This is a genomic window from Sagittula stellata E-37 (assembly GCF_039724765.1).
GTDB lineage: Bacteria > Pseudomonadota > Alphaproteobacteria > Rhodobacterales > Rhodobacteraceae > Sagittula > Sagittula stellata.
The window spans coordinates 374,447-395,132 of record NZ_CP155729.1 but is presented as its reverse complement, the minus strand read 5'-3'; the positions used below and the strand labels follow the sequence as shown (position 1 = coordinate 395,132).

Here is a 20,686-nt window from a genome sequence, read left to right as displayed (position 1 = left end):
ATGACGACATCGACCGCGAACGCCAACAGCCATCCCGGACTGAACCTTGGCCCCGCACACGGTCAGGCGCACAAGGACGCCGAGACGGTTGTCTTCGGGTTCTGGATCTTCCTGATGAGTGACCTCGTCACCTTCGCGATGTTCTTTGCCACCTATGCCGCCTCGATTCATGCGACGGCGGGGGGGCCGGGCAATGCCGACATCGTCGATGTCACAAGCATCGGCTTGCAGACCGGAGCGCTACTGATCAGTTCGCTGCTCTTCGGAATTGCGACGGTCGCCATGAAACACGGATCTTCGCCGCGCAGCACGATCCTCTGGCTTCTGGCCTCGCTGGCCTTCGGTCTGTGCTTTCTGGGGCTTGAGGTCCGCGACTTCATCGACGCGGCCGAAAAGGGCGCGGTGCCGATGCGGTCGGGCTATCTCAGCGCTTATTGGGCGTTGGTCGGGCTGCATGGGCTGCACGTCACGGTGGGCAGCCTCATGATCCTGGTCGTCTGCGTTCAGATCGCCATATTCGGCTTTGCCGATGATGTGAAAACGCGTGTGCTGCGGCTGGGGCTGTACTGGCACTTTCTCGACATCATCTGGATCGGGATTTTCTCGGTCGTCTTTCTTCCGGGGCTGCTGACATGAATGATCGCGACGAACGCGCACAGGATCTGCGCATGTATTTCACGGGCTTTGCGGCGGCCATCGTCCTGACGGCCCTGTCGTTTGCGACAGCGATCCTGCAACCCTTCGGCCCCATGGGCATCTTTGCATCGCTGGCAGTGCTAGCGGCCGTGCAGGTGGTCGTCCACTTCCGCTTTTTCCTGCACATCGACTTCTCCCGCCAGAAACGCGAAGACTTGCAGCTTATCCTGTTCACCGGGTTGATCATCGCGATCATGGTCGCCGGAACGGTCTGGGTGCTGGGCAACCTGATGGCCCGGATGATGTGACCCCTCGCGCGCGGAGCTCCGGCACATGCCAGAGGGCCCCCACTCGGCCACAGCGTTCGTTGAAGCGGAAGCCAGTGCGCTGTATTGCGGGCGCATGGATTTTCTTGCGATCTCAGGCAGTGCCCGACGGCTCTCGACCAATACGGCTATGCTGCGTGCCGTGGCGGATATCGGGCGCCCGGATCATGTGATTTCCGTGTTCGACAGGGTTGGCGATTTGCCGGTCTTTTCACCGGATCTGGAAACGGACCCGCTGCCGGACGCCGTTCAGATCTTCGTCGACCAAATCCAAGGCTGCGACGGGCTCATCATTTCCAGTCCCGAATATGTCAGGGCCATCCCCGGCGGTCTGAAGAACGCGATAGATTGGCTGGTGTCGCGCGATGAGATCATCCACAAGCCGATCGCCCTGATGCACAGCTCCCACCGCGGCGACGATGTGTTGGCCCAGCTGCGCATCGTCCTGGCCACGGTCAGTACGCGGTTTTCCAGTGATCTCTTCTTGCGCTTTGAGCTGATGAAGAAATCTCCCGCCGAGATAGCAGAGCATTTGGATCTGCCCGAGGGGCGGCGGGAGGTTGAGAATTTTCTACGCCGCTTTGCAGAGTTCTGCGCGACGTAGGCGCACAGCTCCATCTGGCGCATCAAGCCGCTTTACCGGTCGATCATGGCCTTGCTGATCGCGCAGAACGCCAGCGCAAAGACCACCACACCGCCGAAGACATAAAGCTCCAAAGTCTTGTCGCCGATCAGGTGGTAGGCAAAGAACACCATGACCCCGGCATTGAGGATCGCGGCGAGCCACAAGAGTGTGCGGTTCCCGCGCCCTTCGCCACGCGCCACGTGAAGCGCCGCGCCGAGCGGGACAAAGGTGTGAACCAGCAGGAAGGTCAGGCTGGCCACGTCACCGATCTGCTCGAGATCCATCGAGACAAGCATCACGATCACGATCACCACCGTCGCGATCATCGCGATATTGCCCTGGCGCAGGAAGATATGCCGGGACAGGGTCGGGCTCAGCTCGCGGTTCTTGGCCATGTAGCTGATCGTGTTCGATCCCGAGAAGATATTGGCGTTGATGTTGGTGGCCGTGGAGACCATCGCGGTGATGCCAAGCAACATGAAACCCGCTTGCCCCAGAACCGGGGTGGCCGCTTCGGCGAGGGCGTAGTCCTTGGCCTGTTCGATCCGCGACAGGTCGATGCTGCCGAAGACCGCGATATCCAGCAGGATGTAGATGGCCGCCACCACGGCGATGGCGATGAAGATGGCGCGCCCGATGGTCCCGGTGCCGCCCTGGACGGCGCCACCGGCGTTCGCGATGACCGCGAAACCGGCAAAAGACAGGTTGGCCAGCGCCACCGCGTTGACAAAGTCGCCGGCGTTGAACGCGACCGACCCGCTGTTTTGCGCATAGGTGGCGGGGTCGAATTGCGTGAAGGCGACGATGGTGAAGCCGACGAGGACAAGTAGCTTCGCGCCCACCATCAGCTTTTCCGACAGGCCCAGCAGACGCAGCCCCAGCGCGTTGATCAGAAGAAAGAGCAGCATCACCGCGATACCGAACCAAAGGACCGTCCCGTCGCCAAGGGACAGCACCTTGGTCGTGTAGTGACCAAAGGACTTCGCCACGAGGCCGAGGACGACCGCAATCGACAGATAGTAACAAAAGGCGATGGTCCGCCCGACCAGCCCACCTTGCCAGCCGATGTCCAGATATTCGGCGATCCCGCCATTGGTCGAGGCGGACCTCGCCAGAACGGCATAGCTGTATCCCGCAGAGGCGGAGACGATGGCAGAGGCCGCAAAGGCCAGCCAGGCATAGCCCCCCGCAAGATCGGAGATTGTGCCGAAGAGCGCGAAGATCCCCGCGCCGATCATCGTGCCGATGCCTAGAGAGACGACTTCGATTAACGAAAGGCTGTGTTTGGAGGTGTCAGTCACGGTCTGCCCCTTCTTCGAGAATGGAATATCTGATCGTCTACATGGTGGGGGAACCCGATCACCTGCATTTGGTGCCGTGATTACAAACATGTAAGAAAAGTCAGCCGATGCTTACAGTCTCGTTGCTCCGTCGCGGTCACGACAGCGTCTCCGCTGCCGTGTGTCGCTTGCGTCGAAAGGTTACGACCCTCGGGGGCCTCGGCGTGAGCCCCGTCTTCGATAAAGAAGAACGGAGACAAAGATCGCAACCGCTGCAAACGCGAACAGCGGAACCGCGTGCATCACGTTCGGATGGTGTGTCAGCCAGCGCGCGGCCCTGTCGCCCAGCAATGTCCATACTGCGGCCCAGGCCGCCGCGCCGACGATGTTGGCGACAAGGAACCGGAACCACGGCATTCCCGTCGATCCCGCGACCAACCCGTTGAATTGGCGCAGAACGACGAAGAACCGCGCGACGACAACCATGAACGCCCCGTATTTCCGCGCCGCGAGCTCGACGCGCGCATAAAGCGCCTGTGTCAGTCCAATGCGCGCGCCGTAGCGCTCGACCAAGGATTGCCCGTATCGGCGCCCGATGAAGTAGCCGATGTTGTCGCCGATTACGGCCCCCGCCCACGCCGCCAAAAAGACCAAAGGCAGCCGTGTCTCGCCCGCCCCCGCGGCGGCCGAGGCGGCGATCAGCGCGCTTTCGCCAGGCAGCGGCACGCCAAAAGCCTCAAGAAGGATGGTAATGAAGACGGCGGCCGGGATGCTGCCACCCAGCAACCCCCAGCCAGACACCACCGAGACGGTCATGGAGTCTCTCGCCTTTCAACTTTCTGCATGGAACACTTTCCTTCCACTCTACCGCAGGAAATTGTCGCGGAGGAGAGAAATGACCTCGCGCGCGCGGCCGTCCAGCACGGCCTTCATCCCGAACAGCGCGGTCGAGGCAACCTGACCGGCTTCGACCTTGGGCGGCATGACCAATTCGACACGGTTGACCCGAACGTCGAGAACGGCCGGTCCGTCGGCGGCCAGCCATTCGGCCATCGCGCCTTCAAGGTCGTCCGCGTTTTCGACGCGCCAACCCTTGAGACCGCAGACTTCGGCCAGCTTGGCGAAATCGGGGTTTTCAAGCCCGGTGTAGCTGTCCAGCAACCCTTCGACACGTTGTTCCATCTCGACAAATCCGAGCGAGCCGTTGTTGTAGATCAGAATTTTGACCGGCAGCTTTTCCTGTTTGAGCGTCAGCAGATCGCCCATGAGCATCGTCATGCCACCGTCGCCGCTCATCGAGATGACCTGACGGTCGGGATAGGCCGCCGCCGCGCCCATGGCCTGCGGATAGGCGTTGGCCATCGTGCCATGCAGCAGGCTGGTCAGGAAGTTCCGCTGGCCGTTCGCCGTCAGGTGCCGCAGCAGCCAGACCATGGGCGACCCGCCATCGGCGGTAAAGATCGCGTCAGGCGCGGCCAGGCGGTCGAGCGTGTGGGTGACGAACTGCGGATGGATGAGCGATGGATCGCTTTCCTCAGCCTCGTCAGCATAGCCGTCGAGATCCTTTTTCCACTGCTTTCGTGCGGCCTCCAGATGGGACTTGTCGTTTTTCTGCTTCAGCCGGTCCAGAAGCGCATCGATGGTCGCGCCGACATCGCCGACAAGGCCCATGCCCACCGGCGCGCGGCGTCCGATATGCGTTGGATCGCGGTCGATCTGCACAATCTTCTCCTGCCCGGGATAAAACTGCGTATAGGCGAAATCCGTGCCAAGGCAGAGCATCACATCGGCGGCGTCGATCGCCTCGACACCCGCCTTGTTGCCGAGGATGCCGATCATGCCGATGTTGTAGGGATTGTCGGGCTCGATGAATTCCTTCGAGCGGCTGGTGTGGGCGATGGGCGCGGCCAGCTTTTGTGCCAGCGCCACAAGCTGAGGCTTGGCATCGCGCGCGCCGATCCCGGCGTAAAGCGTGACGGTGCCCGCCGCGTTGAGCTTTTCAGCCAGCGCGTCAAGCTCTGCGTCCACGGGGCGCAGGTGCGATTTGGGCCGATGGACGGACCAGGGCAGGTCGTCCTTGCTGTCTTCTTCGAACATGTCGCCATTGACGATGACCACTGCGACGCCGCCCTTGGTCAGCGCCGCCTGAGCGGCCTGCACGGTGATCCGGCGTGCCTGATCTGGATGCGAGATGTATTCGCAGAACACGCTGTATTGTTCGTAGATCTTGCGTTGGTCCAGTTCTTGCGGGAAGCCAAGGCCGGTCTCGGCGCGCGCCACGTCCGAGGCGATCAGAACGACGGGTGCGCCATTGCGGTGGCTCTCGAACATCCCGTTGACGAAATGGAGCGTACCTGGCCCGCAGGTGCCTGCGCAGACCACCAGCTCACCGGTGAAGTAGGCTTCGCCACCCGCGGCCAGACCGCCGGCCTCTTCGTGGCGCACGTGCACCCAGCACAGGTCCGACTTCCGCACCGCATCGGTGAAGTGATTGATCGTATCGCCGACAATCCCCCAGCAGCGTTTTGCGCCGGCTTCCAACAGGGCATCCACAACGATTTCGGCAACTTTGGCCATGTTCGATATCCTTCGAAAAGAGTTTGTTTATTTTGCCCGCGCCTTGGCGAGATCGACTGCCGGTCGGAAACTGCCCGACTGTGCCGCACGCCAGAAATCCGCGTAGATCGTGTCTTCGGGCGCATCCAACAGGGCGCCTTCGGTGAGGAATGGATGAACCCGGTCAAACGGCACCGCTTTTTCAGGTCCCTTGCGGTGCATCAGATGATGCGGTTCCAGATCGCATGGATGTTCCAGCCCGGCAGACGCGACGATCTCCATCAGGGCATCGACGGTCTTGTCGTGGAACCGGGCCGAGCGTTCGCCCTGAACCTCCGGCACCAGTCCCCGCTGGCGGCTGGGGTCCTGCGCGGTGACGCCGGTCGGGCAAGTGCCCAGATGGCAGCGTTGCGCCTGAATGCACCCAACAGAGAACATGAAGGCCCGCGCCGCGTTGCACCAGTCCGCCCCCTGCGCGATGTTGCGCGCCAGGCCCATGCCGGAATAGACCTTGCCGCTCGCCGCCAGCCTGATTTGCGATTTGACGCCGGCCCCCACCAGCGCGTTGCGCATCAGGATCAGGCCTTCGGACAGGGGCATGCCGACCCAGTCTGACAGCTCCAGCGGCGCCGCGCCGGTGCCGCCCTCGCCACCGTCGACAACAATGAAATCTGGGTGGATGCCGGTCTCGATGATCGCCTTCATGATGGCGAAAGGTTCGTGCGGCTGGCCGATGCACAGTTTCAGGCCCACGGGTTTGCCGCCCGACAGATCCCGCATTTTCGCGGCGAATTCCAGCAGTTCGATCGGCGTGGAAAAAGCCGAATGGCCGCGCGGCGACAGGCAGTCCTGATGCGCGGGCACCTGACGGATCTTTGCGATTTCTTCAGTGACCTTGGCCGCGGGCAGGAGGCCCCCGTGGCCGGGTTTGGCGCCCTGGCTCAGCTTGATCTCGGTCATCTTGACCTCGTCGCGCTGCGCGGTCTCGGCGAACTTACCGGGGTCGAAATTGCCGTCCTTGTCGCGGGCGCCGAAATAGCCCGACCCCAGTTCCCACACGATATCGCCGCCGTTTTCCAGGTGATAGGGCGACAGCCCGCCTTCGCCGGTGTCGTGGTAATACCCGCCCTTCTTTGCGCCCAGGTTCAGCGCCCGCACGGCATTGGCCGACAGCGCGCCAAAGCTCATGGCCGAAATGTTCAGGACCGACGCCGAATATGGTTTGCTGCACTGATCCGACCCCACATCGACCCGAGGCGACTTTACCGGGTTCTTGGTGGGCGAGATGGAATGGCCAACCCAGTGATAGGTGTCCTCGTCGGTATTGCGCTCGGTGCCGAAGGGCTGCGTGTCAGTGACGCCATCGGCACGGGCATGGACAAGACGCCGGGCCGCCAGGGAGTATGGCGTGCCGCCGAGGTCGTCCTCGACGATATAGCTGTGGAGGTACGGCCGCAGATCGTGGAAAAGCCACCTGATCCGGCCGGCCACTGGATAGTTCCGTGTGATGGTCCAGCGGGTCTGGAATGCATCGTAGAGCCCCAGCAAGACCACAAGCGCCAGAAGCACCGCCACCCAGATCCACCCAGCGACAAGCGCGACCACGCACAGCACTGCGGCGATGATGGGAACGACCGCCCGTTTGCATGTGTCGAGAATGCTGTTCAGGTGGTCGCTCATGAGATCGGTCTTTCTTTTTTGGGTTCGCGTGCAGTTGGCATCCTCGGAACTTATCCCGGTTCGGCTTTGTGTCACTCTTTCCAGGTTCTTACTTTTTTGACAGGTGGGCGCGTGCTGTCCGTGCCGTGTCGGTTTTCGGAGGATCCCCGCTGTTTCAGAGCCTGCGCTGCTTCTTGGACAGGCTTCAACGCGCGGTTTTGCTCAAACGCACAACCGAACCGATACGACGGAGGTGTGGCGCCTGTTCGGCGCGGATCGAGGCAGCACAGAAACACTATGCGACTGCGCCCGACGTCGGCCTGCCGGAGCGCATCGGGTCGCGCGGGCCAGCGCGTACGATATTTTCACGAATGTAAAACTCCCGACAGTCAGGCGCAGAGTCACGCAGTCAAGAAGCCATCGTCGGATCCATGAAACCGTGGACCTTGATTGAAATGCAGAAATCCGCCCGAGGGGCGCGGGAGACGACACATGCAACTCTTTGCCGGCAATGTTCGCCCTTCTCCGGAGGGCCGCCAATGACCGCCCTTCGACGCCAAGCCGGACCGTTGGTCCATGCTCGTGGCGTCCCACGCCCGGCCGACTGACCTTGCCTCCTCACACACGAAAAAGGAAATCGCCATGACACGCATCGCCACCCTTGCTACCGCAGCTCTTCTTGCCGCGGTGGCCGCCGGACCTTCTGCCGCCCAAAATCAAGAACTGCAGCCCTTCACCACCGTGCCGGATACCCTGCTGACACCGGCGCAAAAGGCGTCTTCGATCATCGGGGCGACCGCCTACGCCAGTCCAGATGAGAATATCGGCACCGTGCACGACATCGTCTTCGACTGGCAGCATCCCGACCGTGTCATCGGCTACATCGTCGACGCGGGCGGTTTTCTTGGGATCGATGCGGCACATGTCTTTGTTCCCGTCGACAGTGCCGAAGTGCGGGTCGACGGTTGGAACGTCAGCCTGATCGTCGACATCGAAGCCTCCATCTTCAAGGCCGACGCAAAGCTCGACTGATCGCCAGCGACGCCGCGAGATACGTCGAACCTTGATCACGTGGCGGGTGCGATAACATGGCCAGCCACCGAAGCGCGGCGGTTGCACCCCAAGGACAAGGGCCAGCCGCGATTGATCCGAAAAATCCCTCGCGTGGGCGCGTTCCCAGTTTATTGCGCCCGCGTCATTTGCAATAACGTGGGCGGAGATTGCGATACGAGCCGCCACACATGTGTATTTCTGCCGAGGTCAATTTCGTGGCCAGTGCCGTCATCGGTGCTGTCGGTGTCGCGACACTTGCCCATGTCCGCCATCCGCGCGATGTCCTGTTTGGCGCGATGCCGCTGCTGTTCGCGCTTCACCAGTTCACCGAAGGCTTCGTCTGGCTGGGTCTTGACGGTGCGATCAGTGAACTGTCGCGGGACAATGCCGCTTTCCTGTTCCTGCTGTACGCACAGGGTATACTGCCCATCGCGATGCCGCTTTCGGTTCTTCTCATGGAAGACGTCCCGTGGCGACGTGTGGCGTTGGCCGCGATCACCGCGCTGGCGTTCGTGTTCGGTGCCTACATGATCTGGGGCGTCATGTCCTTCCCGACATCCTGCTACGCCGAGAACAGGTCTGTCGTCTATTCCAACCCGGTCACGGAAACGATGTGGACGGGCATCCTCTATATCCTCGTGACCTGTGGTGCGCTGGTCCTGTCGGGATTCCACGTGGTCCGTTGGTTCGGGGTCTTGAACCTGATCGGACTGACGGTCGTGTTCCTGATGAAATCCTATGCTTTCTCCTCGGTCTGGTGTTTCTACGCCGCCGTGATCAGTGTCTTGCTTTACTGGCAGTTCCGAACCGGAAAGATCCGGCCCTTGCCCGCCATGGCGTGAGGGTGGGCCCATGGCCCGGGCATGCAAGCAATTGCCCCGACCGAAAAACTTGCAAGAAAGGACTCCGCGCAGCCGGAGTTCGGCGCCGGTCTTAAAACTGGAGCCACGGACTTGAAGGCGGAGTTTGGCGCTCTAGAAAATACCCCGACATTTCAGGGGGTTTCCCTGGATGCGTTTCAAGCGATAATCTGGTTGCCTAGGGGGCAATAATGGACGTCACACAGATCATCCTGCACGATCATGCCGAACAACGCCGTCTGTTTGCCGCGATCAGCGAGATCGACCCAAGCGAAACCGACGCACTGAAAGCCATCTGGGGACGCCTGAAGGCTCTGCTCGACTCCCACGCGGAGGCCGAGGAACGCTTCTTCTATCCTGACTTGCTGAAGACAGGAACCGGTGCCGCCGACGCTGACGACGCCGACGATGAGACGCGCGATGCAATCGACGATCACAATGAGATCCGCGATACCGGCGAAGAGGTGCAGAAATACGAGGTTGGTTCGCCGGAGTGGTTCTCCGCGGTTGCGGCCTGCGAGGTCGCCAACAGCGATCACATGGGCGAAGAAGAGCGTCAGGGCCTGGTGGATTTCCGCAAGCGCAACTCGCTTGAAGTACGCCATGAGCTGGGCGTGAAATTCCTGGCGTTCCAGTGCGCGCACCTGACGGGCGTACCCGTCAAGGACAAGGACGTCGATGCCTATATCAAGGAGCCGGCGCAGACGCTGGATAACGCCTGATCCGCCCCTTCGTGCACGTTCGCCGGTCCCATTCGTTCCGCGGCTCCGTCTTTGGAGCAAACGGTTCCCAAGGCTGCCGGACTTGGGTCCGGCGGCAAGATCCGCGCTGGCGGGACACGACTGATGGGTGTTTCAAGCGACGTGGACCGGCGCATCCTGTCGCCAGCCCTTGCATGGCGGCTATAAAAACTGTCCCAAGCAGGTACGCGCGATGAGCGCACGTCCCGGTGTCGGCGAAGAGCGATCCATGCGGGTTGCAAGCTACAATATCCGCAAGGCCGTGGGGCTGGACTGGCGGCGCGACCCGCATAGGGTCGTCGATGTGTTGGGCGAGATCGACGCGGATGTCATCGCCTTGCAGGAAGCGGATCGGCGGATTGGCACGCGTGCGGGCGTGCTGCCCCTCGATCGCCTGGAAACCGAACTCGGTTACATCATGACCGATGTTTCAATTCGTCCTCTCAGTCACGGCTGGCAAGGAAACGCGATCCTGGTGCGATCGCGTCTGTTCGATCACGTTGCCGAACGTATCCTGTTGCCGACGATGGAGCCACGCGGCGCCGTCTCCGTTCGCCTGCGCCAGCCCGATCTTGAAGTGATCGGCGTGCATCTCGGCCTGACACCGGGAATGCGGCGCAAACAGATGCTGACCCTGCAGAAGCGGCTTGAGGATTGCGATCACCCGGTGCTCCTGGCGGGCGATTTCAACGAGTGGAATTCCGGGCGACTGCCGTTTGCGGCCCCTGCAACCGTCGTGTCTCCGGGTCTCAGCTTTCACGCAAGCCGACCCACGGCTTCGCTGGACAGGTTTGTGCTGGGACCCGGACTGCGCTCCGTTTCGGCTCATGTGCATCACTCTGCGCTGGCGAAACGGGCGTCAGACCATCTTCCGGTCGTCGTCGATATCGCCTTCACAACGCGCAACCCTTGACGCGCTTCCTGCGGCCGCTGCATCTGCTGGTCGTCACCGGCGTCAAGATCTGCGCGTCCTGCCGCGCGATGACGTGTTACCCCAAGTGCGCCTGGCCGGGTTCATTGTGATTGCGGCGCTGCCTCGTGACGGCGTGATGCATGTCCTGTTCGGCGAGATCAACCATGTTCTCTGGCGCCGCTCCGGTTCACCCAAGTCACTGCGGCAGGCGGTCAGGCCCGACCTTGCGCTTCGATGACACCGTCTTTCAGCATCATCACGGTTCCGCGGTCCAATGGCTCCCAACCTTCCGGATCGAGCGGCACCGAGGCGAAAAGATGCAACGGGCCGGACACCTTCGTGATGCTGGCGCCTGCCGCTACCCAAGGCTGCCCTGCGTGGCGCTCATCGAAGCTGCGCATGTTCAGACCGGGCTCGCGCGGCTCAGTCACACCGTCTTCGGTTTCAAAGCGTCGGCGGTCGGCATGCACGAACAGGCGTTCCCCGTCGAAGAACAGAAAGTTGGCACTTCCCAGATCGCACATGTCGCCGGCAAACCGGGTGAAGACATCGAAGCGTGCCGCCGGATCGGTGGCGCCAGATGCGTTCAGGCGGTCGAGAAGCAGCAGGAAGGCAAGCTCGGAGTCCGTGTCGCCGACCCTCTGGCCAAGCAGATCCTGCGTGTCCGCGCGGTCTTCGATCCCCGGCAATCCGCCATTGTGCGCAAATGCGTGGCGTCGTCCCCAAGCCACGCGGTCGAAGGGATGGGTATTGGCCAGTTCCACCCCTCCGACGCTGGCGCGGCGAACATGCGCCATGAGTTGTTTGCAGGGACGCTCGTTGCGGACGACCATGCGGGAAAGTTCGCTGGACGCCGCGGGATCCGGTTCGCGGAAAACATAGCAATCGCGATCCTGGGCGAACAGGATTCCCCAGCCGTCACGATTGCGGTGCTTCTCTCCCCCTTCCGCGGCGAAGAGGTCAAGTTCGTACCGAACCGTGTGCGGCTCCGCAGCACTCATCGCGAACAATTCACACATGGCCTTTGCTCCAGTCTCCGACAAGTTTCTCCGAACGCCCTGTTAGCCAAAGGGTCCGGTCCAAGAACCTAAACCCGAGACCCAGGCGACCGCCACGGTTTTCGCACGCACGCGACAAGTGGTTGAAGCACCCACGCGCTGCCAAGCAGATGCCTGCATAGGACGGTTTGGGGACCGGAAGCTGACACCGCACACCCTCCGCCACAGCTTCGCAATGCATCTGCTGGAAGCGAATACGGATGTTCGCGTCATCCAGGTCCTGTTGGGGCACGCCAAGCTGACCATAACGGCGCGCTACACCCAAGTGGCGACCCACACGCTCCTCAGCACGATCAGCCCCTACGAGCTGATCAAGTTGTTGCAGGACGAGACGCCGCGACGAGGAATGCATTAGCGCCCCGGGTACCGGTGCCCCTGCCAAAGCAGGAGATCTCTGACGTCTTTCGCGCCCATCACGCCGGAGGCGTGCTTCCAGCACAACGGTCCTGCGTGGCGGCACGCCAATGCCGGACGCGTCAGCCTTTCCCAGCTCAAGGTGATGTCAGCGATCGAAGCTTGCCGGACCGAGGATCTCGGCGAGCTGCTGGCCCTTCATCGTGCCGGAGAACTGGCCTTCTTCGGCGATTTCGAAGACTTGCGCAGGCGAATCCCTTCACCGCCTGGCTCGCGCCGTTCCGCAAATCCGAATGGGTCGTCTATGCCAAACCACCTTTTGGCGGACCGGAGGCCGCGCTTGCTTACCTCAGCCGATACACCCCCCGTTTCGCGATCTCGAAACATCGCCTGATCAGCGTCGACGCCGAGACCGTCGCGTTCCGCTGGACGGAATACCGCATCAAGTCCGGTGACAGGCAGAAGATCGTGCGTCTTTCCACGTCGAAGTTCGTCTGTCGGTTCCTGATCCATGTCCTGCCAAACGGGTTCCACCGCATCCGACACTATGGCTTGCTGGCCAGCGGGATCCGCAAGATGAAAACCAACAGGGTCCGTGCGCCGCTCAGAGACCCGATGGCAGACCCGATTCCAGTGCCGGAACACGAGGCCGAGATCGTCACGCTCACCCTGCGTGAACCCTGCCCATACTGCGGCGGTCCGATGCGCATCGTCGAGATCTTCCGTCGGGGACGGAAACCGGTGTCGCGCGCACCACCTAATGGGCAGGCCGCATGACGAAGCGCTCGTCCCTCTGCATACCTAAATGTCAACTGGCCTGCGCAGCGCCGGTGATGTCACCCTGCGCCACTTCCCTCGGATCGACATCCCAGGGGCAAGTAGGTGAAACGCACCTTGCCGCCAGCATCGAAAGACAGCAACCCACCGCCGGTCAACGCCACCGGCCAAATAGCCGCCACCATCTCGATCAGCGTGGCATCAACCGTCATCGCTCTTTACCCATAGCGCTCACCAAGCCCCGCGCGGCTTCATCCTTCCGAGGTTTGTCAACGCGGGCCGCCATCTCTTGGCAGTCAACGTCGCACCACGGCCCGCATCGGAAAACCTTCAGGAGAGCGGACCTTCGCCGCACCTTGGGCGAACGTCCGCTTTTCGCAGGCCTACCCGTGATCCTATCCGACGACCAAGCGACAGGCTTCTGGCACAGACCCGGGTCCTCAGGCCCCCACTGTGAGAGACCAGCAGCACCGCGATCGGTCGCACTCTGGTCGGGTCGAGAAGTACGCTCAGAAGCACGCCCTGTTCGATCGCATCCAGCTGGGAACTGATCTCGTCGCAGATCAGGACGCGCTAGCCCGGGTGGAACAGTCGCGCGAATAAGACCCGCGCCAGCTCGCCGCCTGACAATTGGTCCGGCACTCGGCTTGCACAGATACCCCGGATACCGAGTGCCGCAAGAACCGCGGGGTCGGGTGCCGTGCCCTTGGCCAGGATTTTGCGTACCGTCCAGCGCCGGTCGACCGCCAGTTCAGGCGATTGCGGGGCGTATTGCAATGGGGCTGGGCGGCCCGGTCTTGCCGAAGCCACTCTCCTTCCCTCCAGTAGAACCTGGCCATAGTCGGGTTCCAGGTGACCTGCGAGGATACGGCTCAGCATTGTCTTGCCGCGACCCGATCCCCGCCAAGGCCCATCATCTCTCCCGCGGCGAGGTCAAGGTCGACGCCGCTAAGGATCTGTCGTTGGCCATAGGAGAGGGAAAGTGCGCGGACATTCAACATGACGCAGCCGGTGCAAGTTGGCCTGCCACGGCGCGCAGGAAAACTCTTCTCGCAGACCGGTTTCCGAGAACGCGCACGTCGCTGCCGTCTCGACATGCCGGGCGTGGCGAAAGATCAGGACTCCGGACGCGATCCTCACCAAACCGACAAGGTCATGCGAAAAAAGTTCACCCCGCGCCCGCCGATGGACAGGTCTGCAAGCAGGGACAGGATCCGGCCCGCCGTGGCCTCGTCCGGTCCGACTGTCGGCTCGTCGGCGACGATCCAGTCCGCGCCGGTGGCCAGTGCCGTGACCAGCAGGACGCAGCGCGCCATGCCGCCTGACAGTTCATGCGGATAGAGCCTCGTTGTCTCTGCCGGCAGACCGACGCCGGCCAACGCGCCGGACACGTTGGCGGATCGGCCAGCAAGACGCGCGAACCGTTGGTTCTGACGGCTGACCTGCGCGAGCAGATCCAGCGCATCCAGCCGCTGCGGGGCCAGTGCGATGCGTCGTGGATCGACCGGCGCACCGTCGATGGTGATTTTGCCGGTCCGGGTGGCGTTAGGCGGCAGCGCGCCGGCCAGGGCCTTTGCCACAAGGCTCTTACCCGCGCCGGAGTTACCGGTCAGCCCGACGATTTCGCCGAACTGCACTGACAGTGAGGCTCCCTCTGGCACCGGGCCGGTCAGAAAGCGCACCGACAGGTCTTCGACTTTTAGGCTCATGACAGCCTCTCCAATGGGTCCGACAGTTGGCGCAGCGCCTCACCAAACCGTTCGAAAGCGTGAGCGACCAGCATTGGGCCAAGCCCCGGGGTGGCGGCGACCCGCCAGTGACCGGCCATGACCTCGCGCAGGCTTTCCGACAGCATCACTCCGATCGAGGGCAGATGCGGTTCGATCCCGAGACCGATGAAGCTAAGCCCGGCCTCGTGCAGGATGGTTTGTGGAAAGATTACGACGAACCCGGCGTTGATCTGCGGCACGAGATGCGGCGCCAAGTGATGGAGGGCGACCCAAGCCCGCGAACGTCCGAGCGCGCGCGAGTTGGCCACGTATTCGGAGGCGGCGATGGTCCGGGTCTCGTGACGCAGGACACGGGCGAGCCGCGGCCAATGGGTCAGCGCGACGGCGACGATCACGCCGATCGTCCCGGCTCCCATTGCGAAGGCGATCATGATGAGCAGAACGAAATGTGGCAGGCCGAGCGCGAGCTCGGTCAGCACGCCGACCGCGTGATCCGCAACGCGCCCGAAGGTTACCGCCAATCCAAGCGCCGCTGCGACGAGGGTCGAGGCCCCCGCCGCCAGCAGTCCGACCTGCAGACTCCCAGCGACAGCGGCGACGATCCGGGCGGCGATGTCGCGGCCAGCATATCGGTCCCCATCGGGTGCGCCGCCTGCGGTGGCAGCGCCCGGGCGGCGGTGTTTTTTCGACAGCGCGCTTTCTGGCAGCAGCGCCGCCCCCGCCAGCACAATGCCCAGAAGCGCCAGCGCGACGATCTCGTGACGCATCGCCCGTCGCCGCCGGTTACGGCGGCGGGCAGGCAACGCCAGGGTCAGCTCGGCCCTTTCGCTCATATGGGTCGCCTCAAACGTGGATCGGTCAGATGGGCGGCAATGTCCGCCAAGAGATTACCGGCGAAGACGTACAGCAGCGTCGCCAGCCCGATCCCCATCGGCATCGGCGCGTCCGCCCCCGTCGCCTGCCCGAGGCCGGGCCAGGCAAACACCGCCTCGGCCAGCACCGAGCCGCCGAAGAGCTCTCCGGCCCCAGCGAGGTGCACGGTCATCGCGACCCCGGCCGCGTGCTACAAGCAGGGGCCGAAGGCCAGCCGCAGGGCGGGCGCCGTGGGTCGAAAGGTGCCGCCCGGCGGGCGCCGTGGGTCGAAAGGTGCCGCCCGGCGGGGCTGTCGAGAAAGGCGGTCAGGCTCTGCCTCGTGTGTAGCACCAGCGGCGCGATGCCCACGACTGAAAGGGTGGCAACCGGCAGGATCATGTGACGCCAGCGATCCGCCAACGAGACCTCGGTGGCCAGTTGCCCGGGAGGCGTTGCGCAGCAGGCGGGCAGCCATCCCAGCCCGACGGCAAAGAAAGTGACCAGCGGTTTCGCCACCCAGAACCCCGGGCTGGCGGCAAGCACGACGGCAATGGCGCGGATCACTCGGTCGGGCCAACGCCCGCGCGTCGCGGCAGCTACCAGCGCTAGCAGGGTGCCGAGCCAGAAGGACCGCACAAAGGCGCCCCATAGACGCCAGCAGCCGCGCAGCAATCACCTGCACCACCGGCGCGTTGAAGGTGATAGATTGCCCAAGATCGCCCTGCGCCAGCTGGCGAAGCGCCGAGCGCCAGCGCCTGCCGTGTGCTGTCGCTTGCGGGGTACAGGATCCGCAAGGTCGCGCGCAGCCCGTCTTTCTCACGGATGCCGTCGCCGTCACTGTCAGCCCAGAGTCTCCACAGCAGTGGCGGGATCCTTGCCGGGGATCGCCGCTTTGGGATTGTCCCAGGGCAGGTCGTCGGCGGGGCCCATAGCGGGTCGTCCGTGGCCGATCAGCGCAAGCACCACCAGCGCCTCGCGGTGGAGTGCCTGATTGATCGCCACCCGGATCGCCCGGTCTGCCGTCACGTCGTTGCCGATCGGCATGCCCGCCTCGGTGGTCTCGCCCGTTGCCGGCAGCAGCGGCGTCAGGGCGACGGCAGCGGTATACAGCGGGCGAAGCATGCGGAACCTAACAGCAAGAAATATAGACGCATATCTCATGTTTTGTGGCTCATCGTTTTAAAGCGCGGACTTGCTTACGCCCAGCGTGCCGCCCACGGATACTTGGCCGCAAAGGACCGAAGAAGGTCATGCAGCGGACTACAATCGCCATCGAAGACGACCTGCTGGCCGAACTGGACCAACAGTTGGAGCGGTCCGGCGCAATCAATCGGTCGGAGGCGATCCGCGCCCTTCTGCGCCGTTCCCTGACGCGGGACACGCCACAGGAGGTGGAGTGCATCGGGGTCGTCAGCTACACCCTCGACTTCTCCGCCCGCGAATTGGGACGGCGCGTGCCCCATACCTGCCATTCCAGTCACGATCAGGCAGTTGCCGCCTTGTCGGTGCCGCTCGACCACACGAATGCCATGGAGGTGACCGTGATGAGCGGCCGAGTGGCAGATGTGGAGGACGACGCGCACGGTCTCTTCGCCGAACGCGGCATCCGTCACGGCCAACTGTCCTTGGTGCCGGTGAAAGATGTCCAGCAGGTTCACCAGCACGGCAGAGGCCAACCGCACCGGCACAGTCACCTGACTATCAAGGATCGGTTCTGACCCTGATAAAGTGATCCGAAGCCGTCAGTTGGGCCAAGTTCTCGCAAAATCGAACCGCCGCAGCCGTGAGCGTCTGCGACAGGCCGACATCGGTAGTACCTGCCCGCAATACGAATGCTGGGACCGGGTCGGGGAGCGACGGCCGCTGTTGCGCCAAGGGCTTGGCTCGCTGCGGCGGCGCAGATCGGTTTCGAGCCCAGCTCACCGCCTTGGTCGTTCATGAGCTTCAGCCCCCGGCCGAAAGAACCGGGGGCCTTGAAGTGGCACGGCGCGTCCTGGAGAGGCCAGCGTCGGCCCGGAGATTACATCCCCTGCGATACGGCGAAGCCGCTGAAGCCGCCCATGCCGAGCTCAGCGAGTTCGGTCAGCGCGCCGGTTTCAAGATCGACGGAATAGAGCCCGGCCATATCCTCGCCATCGATCTGCAGGAGCGCATAGGCCATGTCGGTGCCTTCCTCGGGCGAGACGATGTCAAAGCCGCCCCAGTCGGTCACGTCGACCGTTTCGCCGTCCAGCGTCAGGTAGCCGACGCTGGCAAGCTCGCCTGCATTGTTGGCCAGGGTCACAAGCGCGTTGGCCCGCGCGTCGATGGCGTATTGGGCGGTCGATCCGGCCGTCTCGCCGGAAATGGCATTGGTGTAGGCATTGGCGAAGATCTGGGGCTCGGCGCCGGCCGACATGTCGCCCTCGACGTAGAAGGCATCGGTGAAACGGCGGACCGAGTTTGCGCGCTCGTCGTTGTCGCCAAAGCCATCGGGGAAATACACGAGATTCGATCCGTCGGCGCCCACGGCACGGACCGCGTCGATCTGGTTGTTGAAATCGAAGGCCACAGCGCCTTCTCCGATCATAGCATCTTCCATGAAAGTTGCGCCGAGGTCGGTCAGCGCACCCGACGTTGGATCGATTTCGTAGATCGTGCCATCGGCATACCCGAGAAGCTGCCCCGTCACGGGGCGATAGGCGATCGCCCGCAGCGTGGTTTCAAGCGCGTAGGTTTCTACTTCGCCGGGCTGTGCGATATCCGCCATTGTGACGAGCGTTCCGCCATCTTCTGCCAAGGCGTAGCCCATCATGCCCGCATGATCCTGGGCCAGGGCGGCAGAGCCGAAAGCGAGCGAAAGAGCGGCGACGGGAAGCGTGGTCTTGAAAAACATGGGTCATCCTGTTGTTAAGGTCAGCCAGCATCAGTCCGGCCAGATGCACCAAACCACGAATGAACCGGCGGCACGGTTTCAGCCTATTGAAGCTCTTTTTCTCGCGAGGCAGGAATACACGAGGTCTTCGGAAACCCGCTTCGCACCTCTTTCTTGCGTCAGGACCAAGTGAGGACCGCCTTCTTCCGGAGGCATTCTGCGATCGCGATGACGCTGCGACGAGTTTGCGCTTCCGCATGTCTGCTCCGAGCCCATTGCGGCCATGCGACGTGTGAAGCGTACCGCAGATTCAGCGTTTCAAACTGCGCTCCATGTCGATCTTCTCGTAGATGAAAGCACTTCGTGACGCTTCAATGTAACTTTGCAAAACCGGACATTCGCGGTTGCCGTTTCTTGGGCGCCAGTCTGCTCGAGCGATTATCGATTCCTTGCCTACTTTCTCACGCGAATGGCTCTGGTAGAGGCGCAACAGTCGTCTAGAGCTCTCAAAGTATAGCTCCGGCCTTTGGAAAAATCACCGCGGCGGTGCCGAATTTGCGCAAGCAGGATGATGAATTCCAGAATTTTCCATGCTCCCATTCCAGCGTGTCAGGGCTCTCCATAAAGTAACTTTTGGGAACTATTACATTATTTAAAATGATCTTTTGTCACGATGCGAGCGGGCCTACGGTGATCTCAAGACACGGATGAGGCCAACGACAAGACATGAAAGATATGGCGAACACCATGAAACTGCATCAGGGGCTGGCTCGGGCCTTAGCTGCTCACGAGGTCACACACCTCTATGGCCTTGTCGGAGATGCCAATCTCTTCATGGTGGACGCCTATGTCGAAGACGGGCACGGTCGCTATATCGCCTGCACGCACGAAGCGAACGCGGTACTCGCCTCGATCGGCTTTGCTCAGGCGACAGGTCGCACCGGCGTTGCAACGATCACCCATGGGCCTGCGCTGACCAATGTGGTGACTGCACTGGCCGAGGCGGCGCGCGGCGGCATTCCGCTGGTGGTTCTGTGCGGCGATACCGCACCGGGGGACCTGCAACACCTGCAAAAGATCGACCAGCGCGAGGTCGTTGCCAGTTCCGGCGCTGCGTTCGTCGAAATGCGGAACGCGGCCACCGCGATTGAGGACCTCGACCGCGCGTTCCGCATTGCAGCGCACCGGCGATGCCCGGTTGTTTTCAACATGCGCGTCGACCTGATGTGGGAAGACTTCGCTGCGCCTACCGCGCCTGCGCCGGTGCCCAACTGTGCATTTGCACCAGCCTCGGGCGATGCTCTGGAAGAGGCGGCGGGCATGTTGGCCTCGGCCCGGCGCCCGCTGATCCTTGCGGGCCGGGGAGCTGCGAACCCCGAGGCCCGTGCGGCCCTTCTGGAATTGGCGGCGCGCATCGAGGCCCCGGTCGCCACCACGCTAAAGGCGCAGGGCCTGTTCCACGGCGAGCGCTTCGATCTCGGCATCTGTGGCGGTCTCAGTCACCCGACAGCCACCGAGGTCATCATGCAGTCGGACTGCATCCTTGCCTTCGGCGCGAGCCTGAGCAAACACACCACCGAGGAGCGGGCTTATACCAAGGGCAAGCGCGTGGTGCAGATCCTTCCCGATGTGCAGGAAACGCCGCGGCTCGACACGCCGACGCTGCGCCTGATCGGCGACATCGCCGGCACGGCGCGGGCTTTTGCCGAACTTCTGGACATGGCCGATATCCCGGGATCGGGCGTCACCGATGACGACCTGGCCCGGCGGTTGCGCGCCGAGGCCGAGACCTTCGCGCAGGTGCCCGCCGCGGCAAAGACCGCCCCCGGCACCGTCGACATAACCCCGGCGCTGCGCCGCCTGCACCAGGCGTTGCCGGCAGAGCGAGTGCTTGTCGCCGACCTTGGGCGCTTTGTTACCACCGCCTGGCGAAACCTGCCGGTCACCCAGCCGCAGGACCTTGTCTACACGTCGCATTTCGGTGCCATCGGCTGCGGCCTCGGCCAGGCAATCGGCACCGCGACCGCCATCGAGGACCGACCCACGGTTCTGGTCGCAGGCGACGGTGGGTTCACGCTATCGGGACTGAGCGAACTCGTGACCGCGGTTCATGAACAGGCCGATCTCGTCGTGATCCTGTGCAACGACGGCAGCTTTGGTGCCGAGCATGTGCAGTTCACCAACCGCAAGATGAACCCCCAATTGTCGATGATCGCCCGGATCGATTTCGCCACGACCTGCGCGACGCTGGGCTTCGCCACGGTGCGGGTCAGCGATGATGCGAGCCTCGACGCGGCCTGCACCGCCATCGCCGAACGCTCTGGCCCAGTATTGATCGACCTGCGTCTCGATCCCACGATGATCGAGATGTAAGGCCACCCCGAAATTCCGCCCGAACGGCAGGAAGACCGGT

Annotated in this window: 22 protein-coding genes and 2 pseudogenes; 11 read left to right on the top strand and 13 right to left on the bottom strand. The window is 62.8% G+C overall.

Annotated features, from left to right (window positions below; genetic code table 11):
* Genes ABFK29_RS01970 through ABFK29_RS01960 form a run of 3 tightly spaced genes read left to right on the top strand, consistent with a single transcriptional unit; the run spans window position 1 to window position 1,566 of the window.
* Entirely contained in the window at window positions 1-636 is a 636-nt protein-coding gene (locus ABFK29_RS01970) for a cytochrome c oxidase subunit 3 (protein WP_005858658.1), read from the top strand.
* Window positions 633-944 carry a cytochrome o ubiquinol oxidase subunit IV gene (gene cyoD / locus ABFK29_RS01965; RefSeq protein ID WP_005858656.1) on the top strand — a complete coding sequence of 104 codons (312 nt, stop codon included), beginning with the start codon at window positions 633-635 and terminating at the stop codon, window positions 942-944. Before ABFK29_RS01970 ends, cyoD begins: the two co-directional genes overlap by 4 nt.
* Window positions 945-969: 25 nt before the next feature.
* Window positions 970-1,566 (top strand): NADPH-dependent FMN reductase, encoded by a 597-nt coding sequence (locus ABFK29_RS01960; RefSeq protein WP_232281547.1) that lies wholly within the window; start codon window positions 970-972, stop codon window positions 1,564-1,566.
* A 32-nt stretch (window positions 1,567-1,598) separates the two neighbouring features.
* On the opposite strand, the gene ABFK29_RS01955 is transcribed toward ABFK29_RS01960, so the two are convergent.
* From ABFK29_RS01955 to ABFK29_RS01940, 4 genes are all read right to left on the bottom strand, one after another.
* Window positions 1,599-2,888, bottom strand: a complete 1,290-nt coding sequence (locus ABFK29_RS01955; protein ID WP_157136461.1) for an APC family permease — start codon at window positions 2,886-2,888, stop codon at window positions 1,599-1,601.
* 180 nt (window positions 2,889-3,068) lie between these two features.
* Window positions 3,069-3,683 (bottom strand): DedA family protein, encoded by a 615-nt coding sequence (locus tag ABFK29_RS01950; RefSeq protein WP_005858649.1) that lies wholly within the window; start codon window positions 3,681-3,683, stop codon window positions 3,069-3,071.
* Between the two features lie 48 nt (window positions 3,684-3,731).
* A complete protein-coding gene (locus tag ABFK29_RS01945) occupies window positions 3,732-5,444 on the bottom strand; it encodes a ubiquinone-dependent pyruvate dehydrogenase (protein ID WP_005858647.1) in 1,713 nt (570 codons plus the stop codon).
* Window positions 5,445-5,471: 27 nt separating this feature from the next.
* Window positions 5,472-7,103: an FMN-binding glutamate synthase family protein gene (locus tag ABFK29_RS01940; protein WP_005858646.1), complete on the bottom strand. Its 1,632-nt coding sequence runs from the start codon at window positions 7,101-7,103 to the stop codon at window positions 5,472-5,474.
* Between the two features lie 621 nt (window positions 7,104-7,724).
* Between ABFK29_RS01940 and ABFK29_RS01935 the strand changes: the two genes are divergently transcribed.
* The 4 genes from ABFK29_RS01935 to ABFK29_RS01920 all read left to right on the top strand — a co-directional run bounded on the left by ABFK29_RS01935 (window position 7,725) and on the right by ABFK29_RS01920 (window position 10,648).
* Window positions 7,725-8,114, top strand: coding sequence for a PRC-barrel domain-containing protein (locus tag ABFK29_RS01935; protein ID WP_050772409.1), 390 nt, complete (start codon window positions 7,725-7,727; stop codon window positions 8,112-8,114).
* Between the two features lie 209 nt (window positions 8,115-8,323).
* Complete coding sequence (locus tag ABFK29_RS01930) at window positions 8,324-8,977, top strand: DUF6629 family protein (RefSeq protein ID WP_005858642.1); 654 nt, start codon at window positions 8,324-8,326, stop codon at window positions 8,975-8,977.
* Between the two features lie 209 nt (window positions 8,978-9,186).
* Window positions 9,187-9,717 (top strand): hemerythrin domain-containing protein, encoded by a 531-nt coding sequence (locus ABFK29_RS01925; protein WP_005858638.1) that lies wholly within the window; start codon window positions 9,187-9,189, stop codon window positions 9,715-9,717.
* Between the two features lie 169 nt (window positions 9,718-9,886).
* Window positions 9,887-10,648 (top strand): endonuclease/exonuclease/phosphatase family protein, encoded by a 762-nt coding sequence (locus tag ABFK29_RS01920; RefSeq protein ID WP_347099972.1) that lies wholly within the window; start codon window positions 9,887-9,889, stop codon window positions 10,646-10,648.
* A gap of 212 nt (window positions 10,649-10,860) precedes the next feature.
* On the opposite strand, the gene ABFK29_RS01915 is transcribed toward ABFK29_RS01920, so the two are convergent.
* Entirely contained in the window at window positions 10,861-11,667 is an 807-nt protein-coding gene (locus ABFK29_RS01915; RefSeq protein ID WP_005858634.1) for a class II glutamine amidotransferase, read from the bottom strand.
* Window positions 11,668-11,851: 184 nt separating this feature from the next.
* Between ABFK29_RS01915 and ABFK29_RS01910 the strand changes: the two are divergent.
* Together ABFK29_RS01910 and ABFK29_RS01905 are read left to right on the top strand one after the other, a co-directional pair.
* Window positions 11,852-12,061 (top strand): annotated as a pseudogene (locus tag ABFK29_RS01910) (tyrosine-type recombinase/integrase); the annotation flags it as partial.
* A 186-nt stretch (window positions 12,062-12,247) separates the two neighbouring features.
* Window positions 12,248-12,837: pseudogene (locus ABFK29_RS01905) on the top strand (IS91 family transposase); the annotation flags it as partial.
* Window positions 12,838-12,896: 59 nt separating this feature from the next.
* Here ABFK29_RS01905 and ABFK29_RS01900 read toward each other — a convergent pair.
* The 7 genes from ABFK29_RS01900 to ABFK29_RS01875 form a co-directional block, all read right to left on the bottom strand.
* Window positions 12,897-13,049 carry a hypothetical protein gene (locus ABFK29_RS01900; protein ID WP_157136460.1) on the bottom strand — a complete coding sequence of 51 codons (153 nt, stop codon included), beginning with the start codon at window positions 13,047-13,049 and terminating at the stop codon, window positions 12,897-12,899.
* Between the two features lie 361 nt (window positions 13,050-13,410).
* The gene (locus tag ABFK29_RS25135) at window positions 13,411-13,716 is read right to left on the bottom strand and encodes an ATP-binding cassette domain-containing protein (protein ID WP_083803441.1); all 306 of its coding nucleotides are present in this window, start codon (window positions 13,714-13,716) and stop codon (window positions 13,411-13,413) included.
* A gap of 257 nt (window positions 13,717-13,973) precedes the next feature.
* Window positions 13,974-14,546 carry an ATP-binding cassette domain-containing protein gene (locus ABFK29_RS01895; RefSeq protein WP_005858626.1) on the bottom strand — a complete coding sequence of 191 codons (573 nt, stop codon included), beginning with the start codon at window positions 14,544-14,546 and terminating at the stop codon, window positions 13,974-13,976.
* Window positions 14,543-15,400 (bottom strand): ABC transporter permease, encoded by an 858-nt coding sequence (locus ABFK29_RS01890; RefSeq protein WP_040604494.1) that lies wholly within the window; start codon window positions 15,398-15,400, stop codon window positions 14,543-14,545. The genes ABFK29_RS01895 and ABFK29_RS01890 overlap by 4 nt, the downstream gene beginning before the upstream one ends.
* Entirely contained in the window at window positions 15,397-15,612 is a 216-nt protein-coding gene (locus ABFK29_RS01885) for an ABC transporter permease subunit (protein ID WP_005858622.1), read from the bottom strand. Before ABFK29_RS01885 ends, ABFK29_RS01890 begins: the two co-directional genes overlap by 4 nt.
* A complete protein-coding gene (locus ABFK29_RS01880) occupies window positions 15,609-16,055 on the bottom strand; it encodes an ABC transporter permease subunit (protein ID WP_347099967.1) in 447 nt (148 codons plus the stop codon). Before ABFK29_RS01880 ends, ABFK29_RS01885 begins: the two co-directional genes overlap by 4 nt.
* 204 nt (window positions 16,056-16,259) lie before the next feature.
* Window positions 16,260-16,541 carry a hypothetical protein gene (locus ABFK29_RS01875; protein WP_005858618.1) on the bottom strand — a complete coding sequence of 94 codons (282 nt, stop codon included), beginning with the start codon at window positions 16,539-16,541 and terminating at the stop codon, window positions 16,260-16,262.
* Window positions 16,542-16,669: 128 nt separating this feature from the next.
* On the opposite strand from ABFK29_RS01875, the gene nikR reads away from it, so the two are divergent.
* Window positions 16,670-17,137, top strand: coding sequence for a nickel-responsive transcriptional regulator NikR (gene nikR / locus ABFK29_RS01870; protein ID WP_005858617.1), 468 nt, complete (start codon window positions 16,670-16,672; stop codon window positions 17,135-17,137).
* A 302-nt stretch (window positions 17,138-17,439) separates the two neighbouring features.
* Here the strand turns inward: nikR and ABFK29_RS01865 are convergent, their stop codons facing one another.
* Complete coding sequence (locus ABFK29_RS01865) at window positions 17,440-18,294, bottom strand: DUF4394 domain-containing protein (protein ID WP_005858615.1); 855 nt, start codon at window positions 18,292-18,294, stop codon at window positions 17,440-17,442.
* Window positions 18,295-19,020: 726 nt separating this feature from the next.
* On the opposite strand from ABFK29_RS01865, the gene ABFK29_RS01860 reads away from it, so the two are divergent.
* Window positions 19,021-20,646: a thiamine pyrophosphate-binding protein gene (locus ABFK29_RS01860; RefSeq protein ID WP_157136459.1), complete on the top strand. Its 1,626-nt coding sequence runs from the start codon at window positions 19,021-19,023 to the stop codon at window positions 20,644-20,646.
* Window positions 20,647-20,686 lie beyond the last annotated feature (40 nt).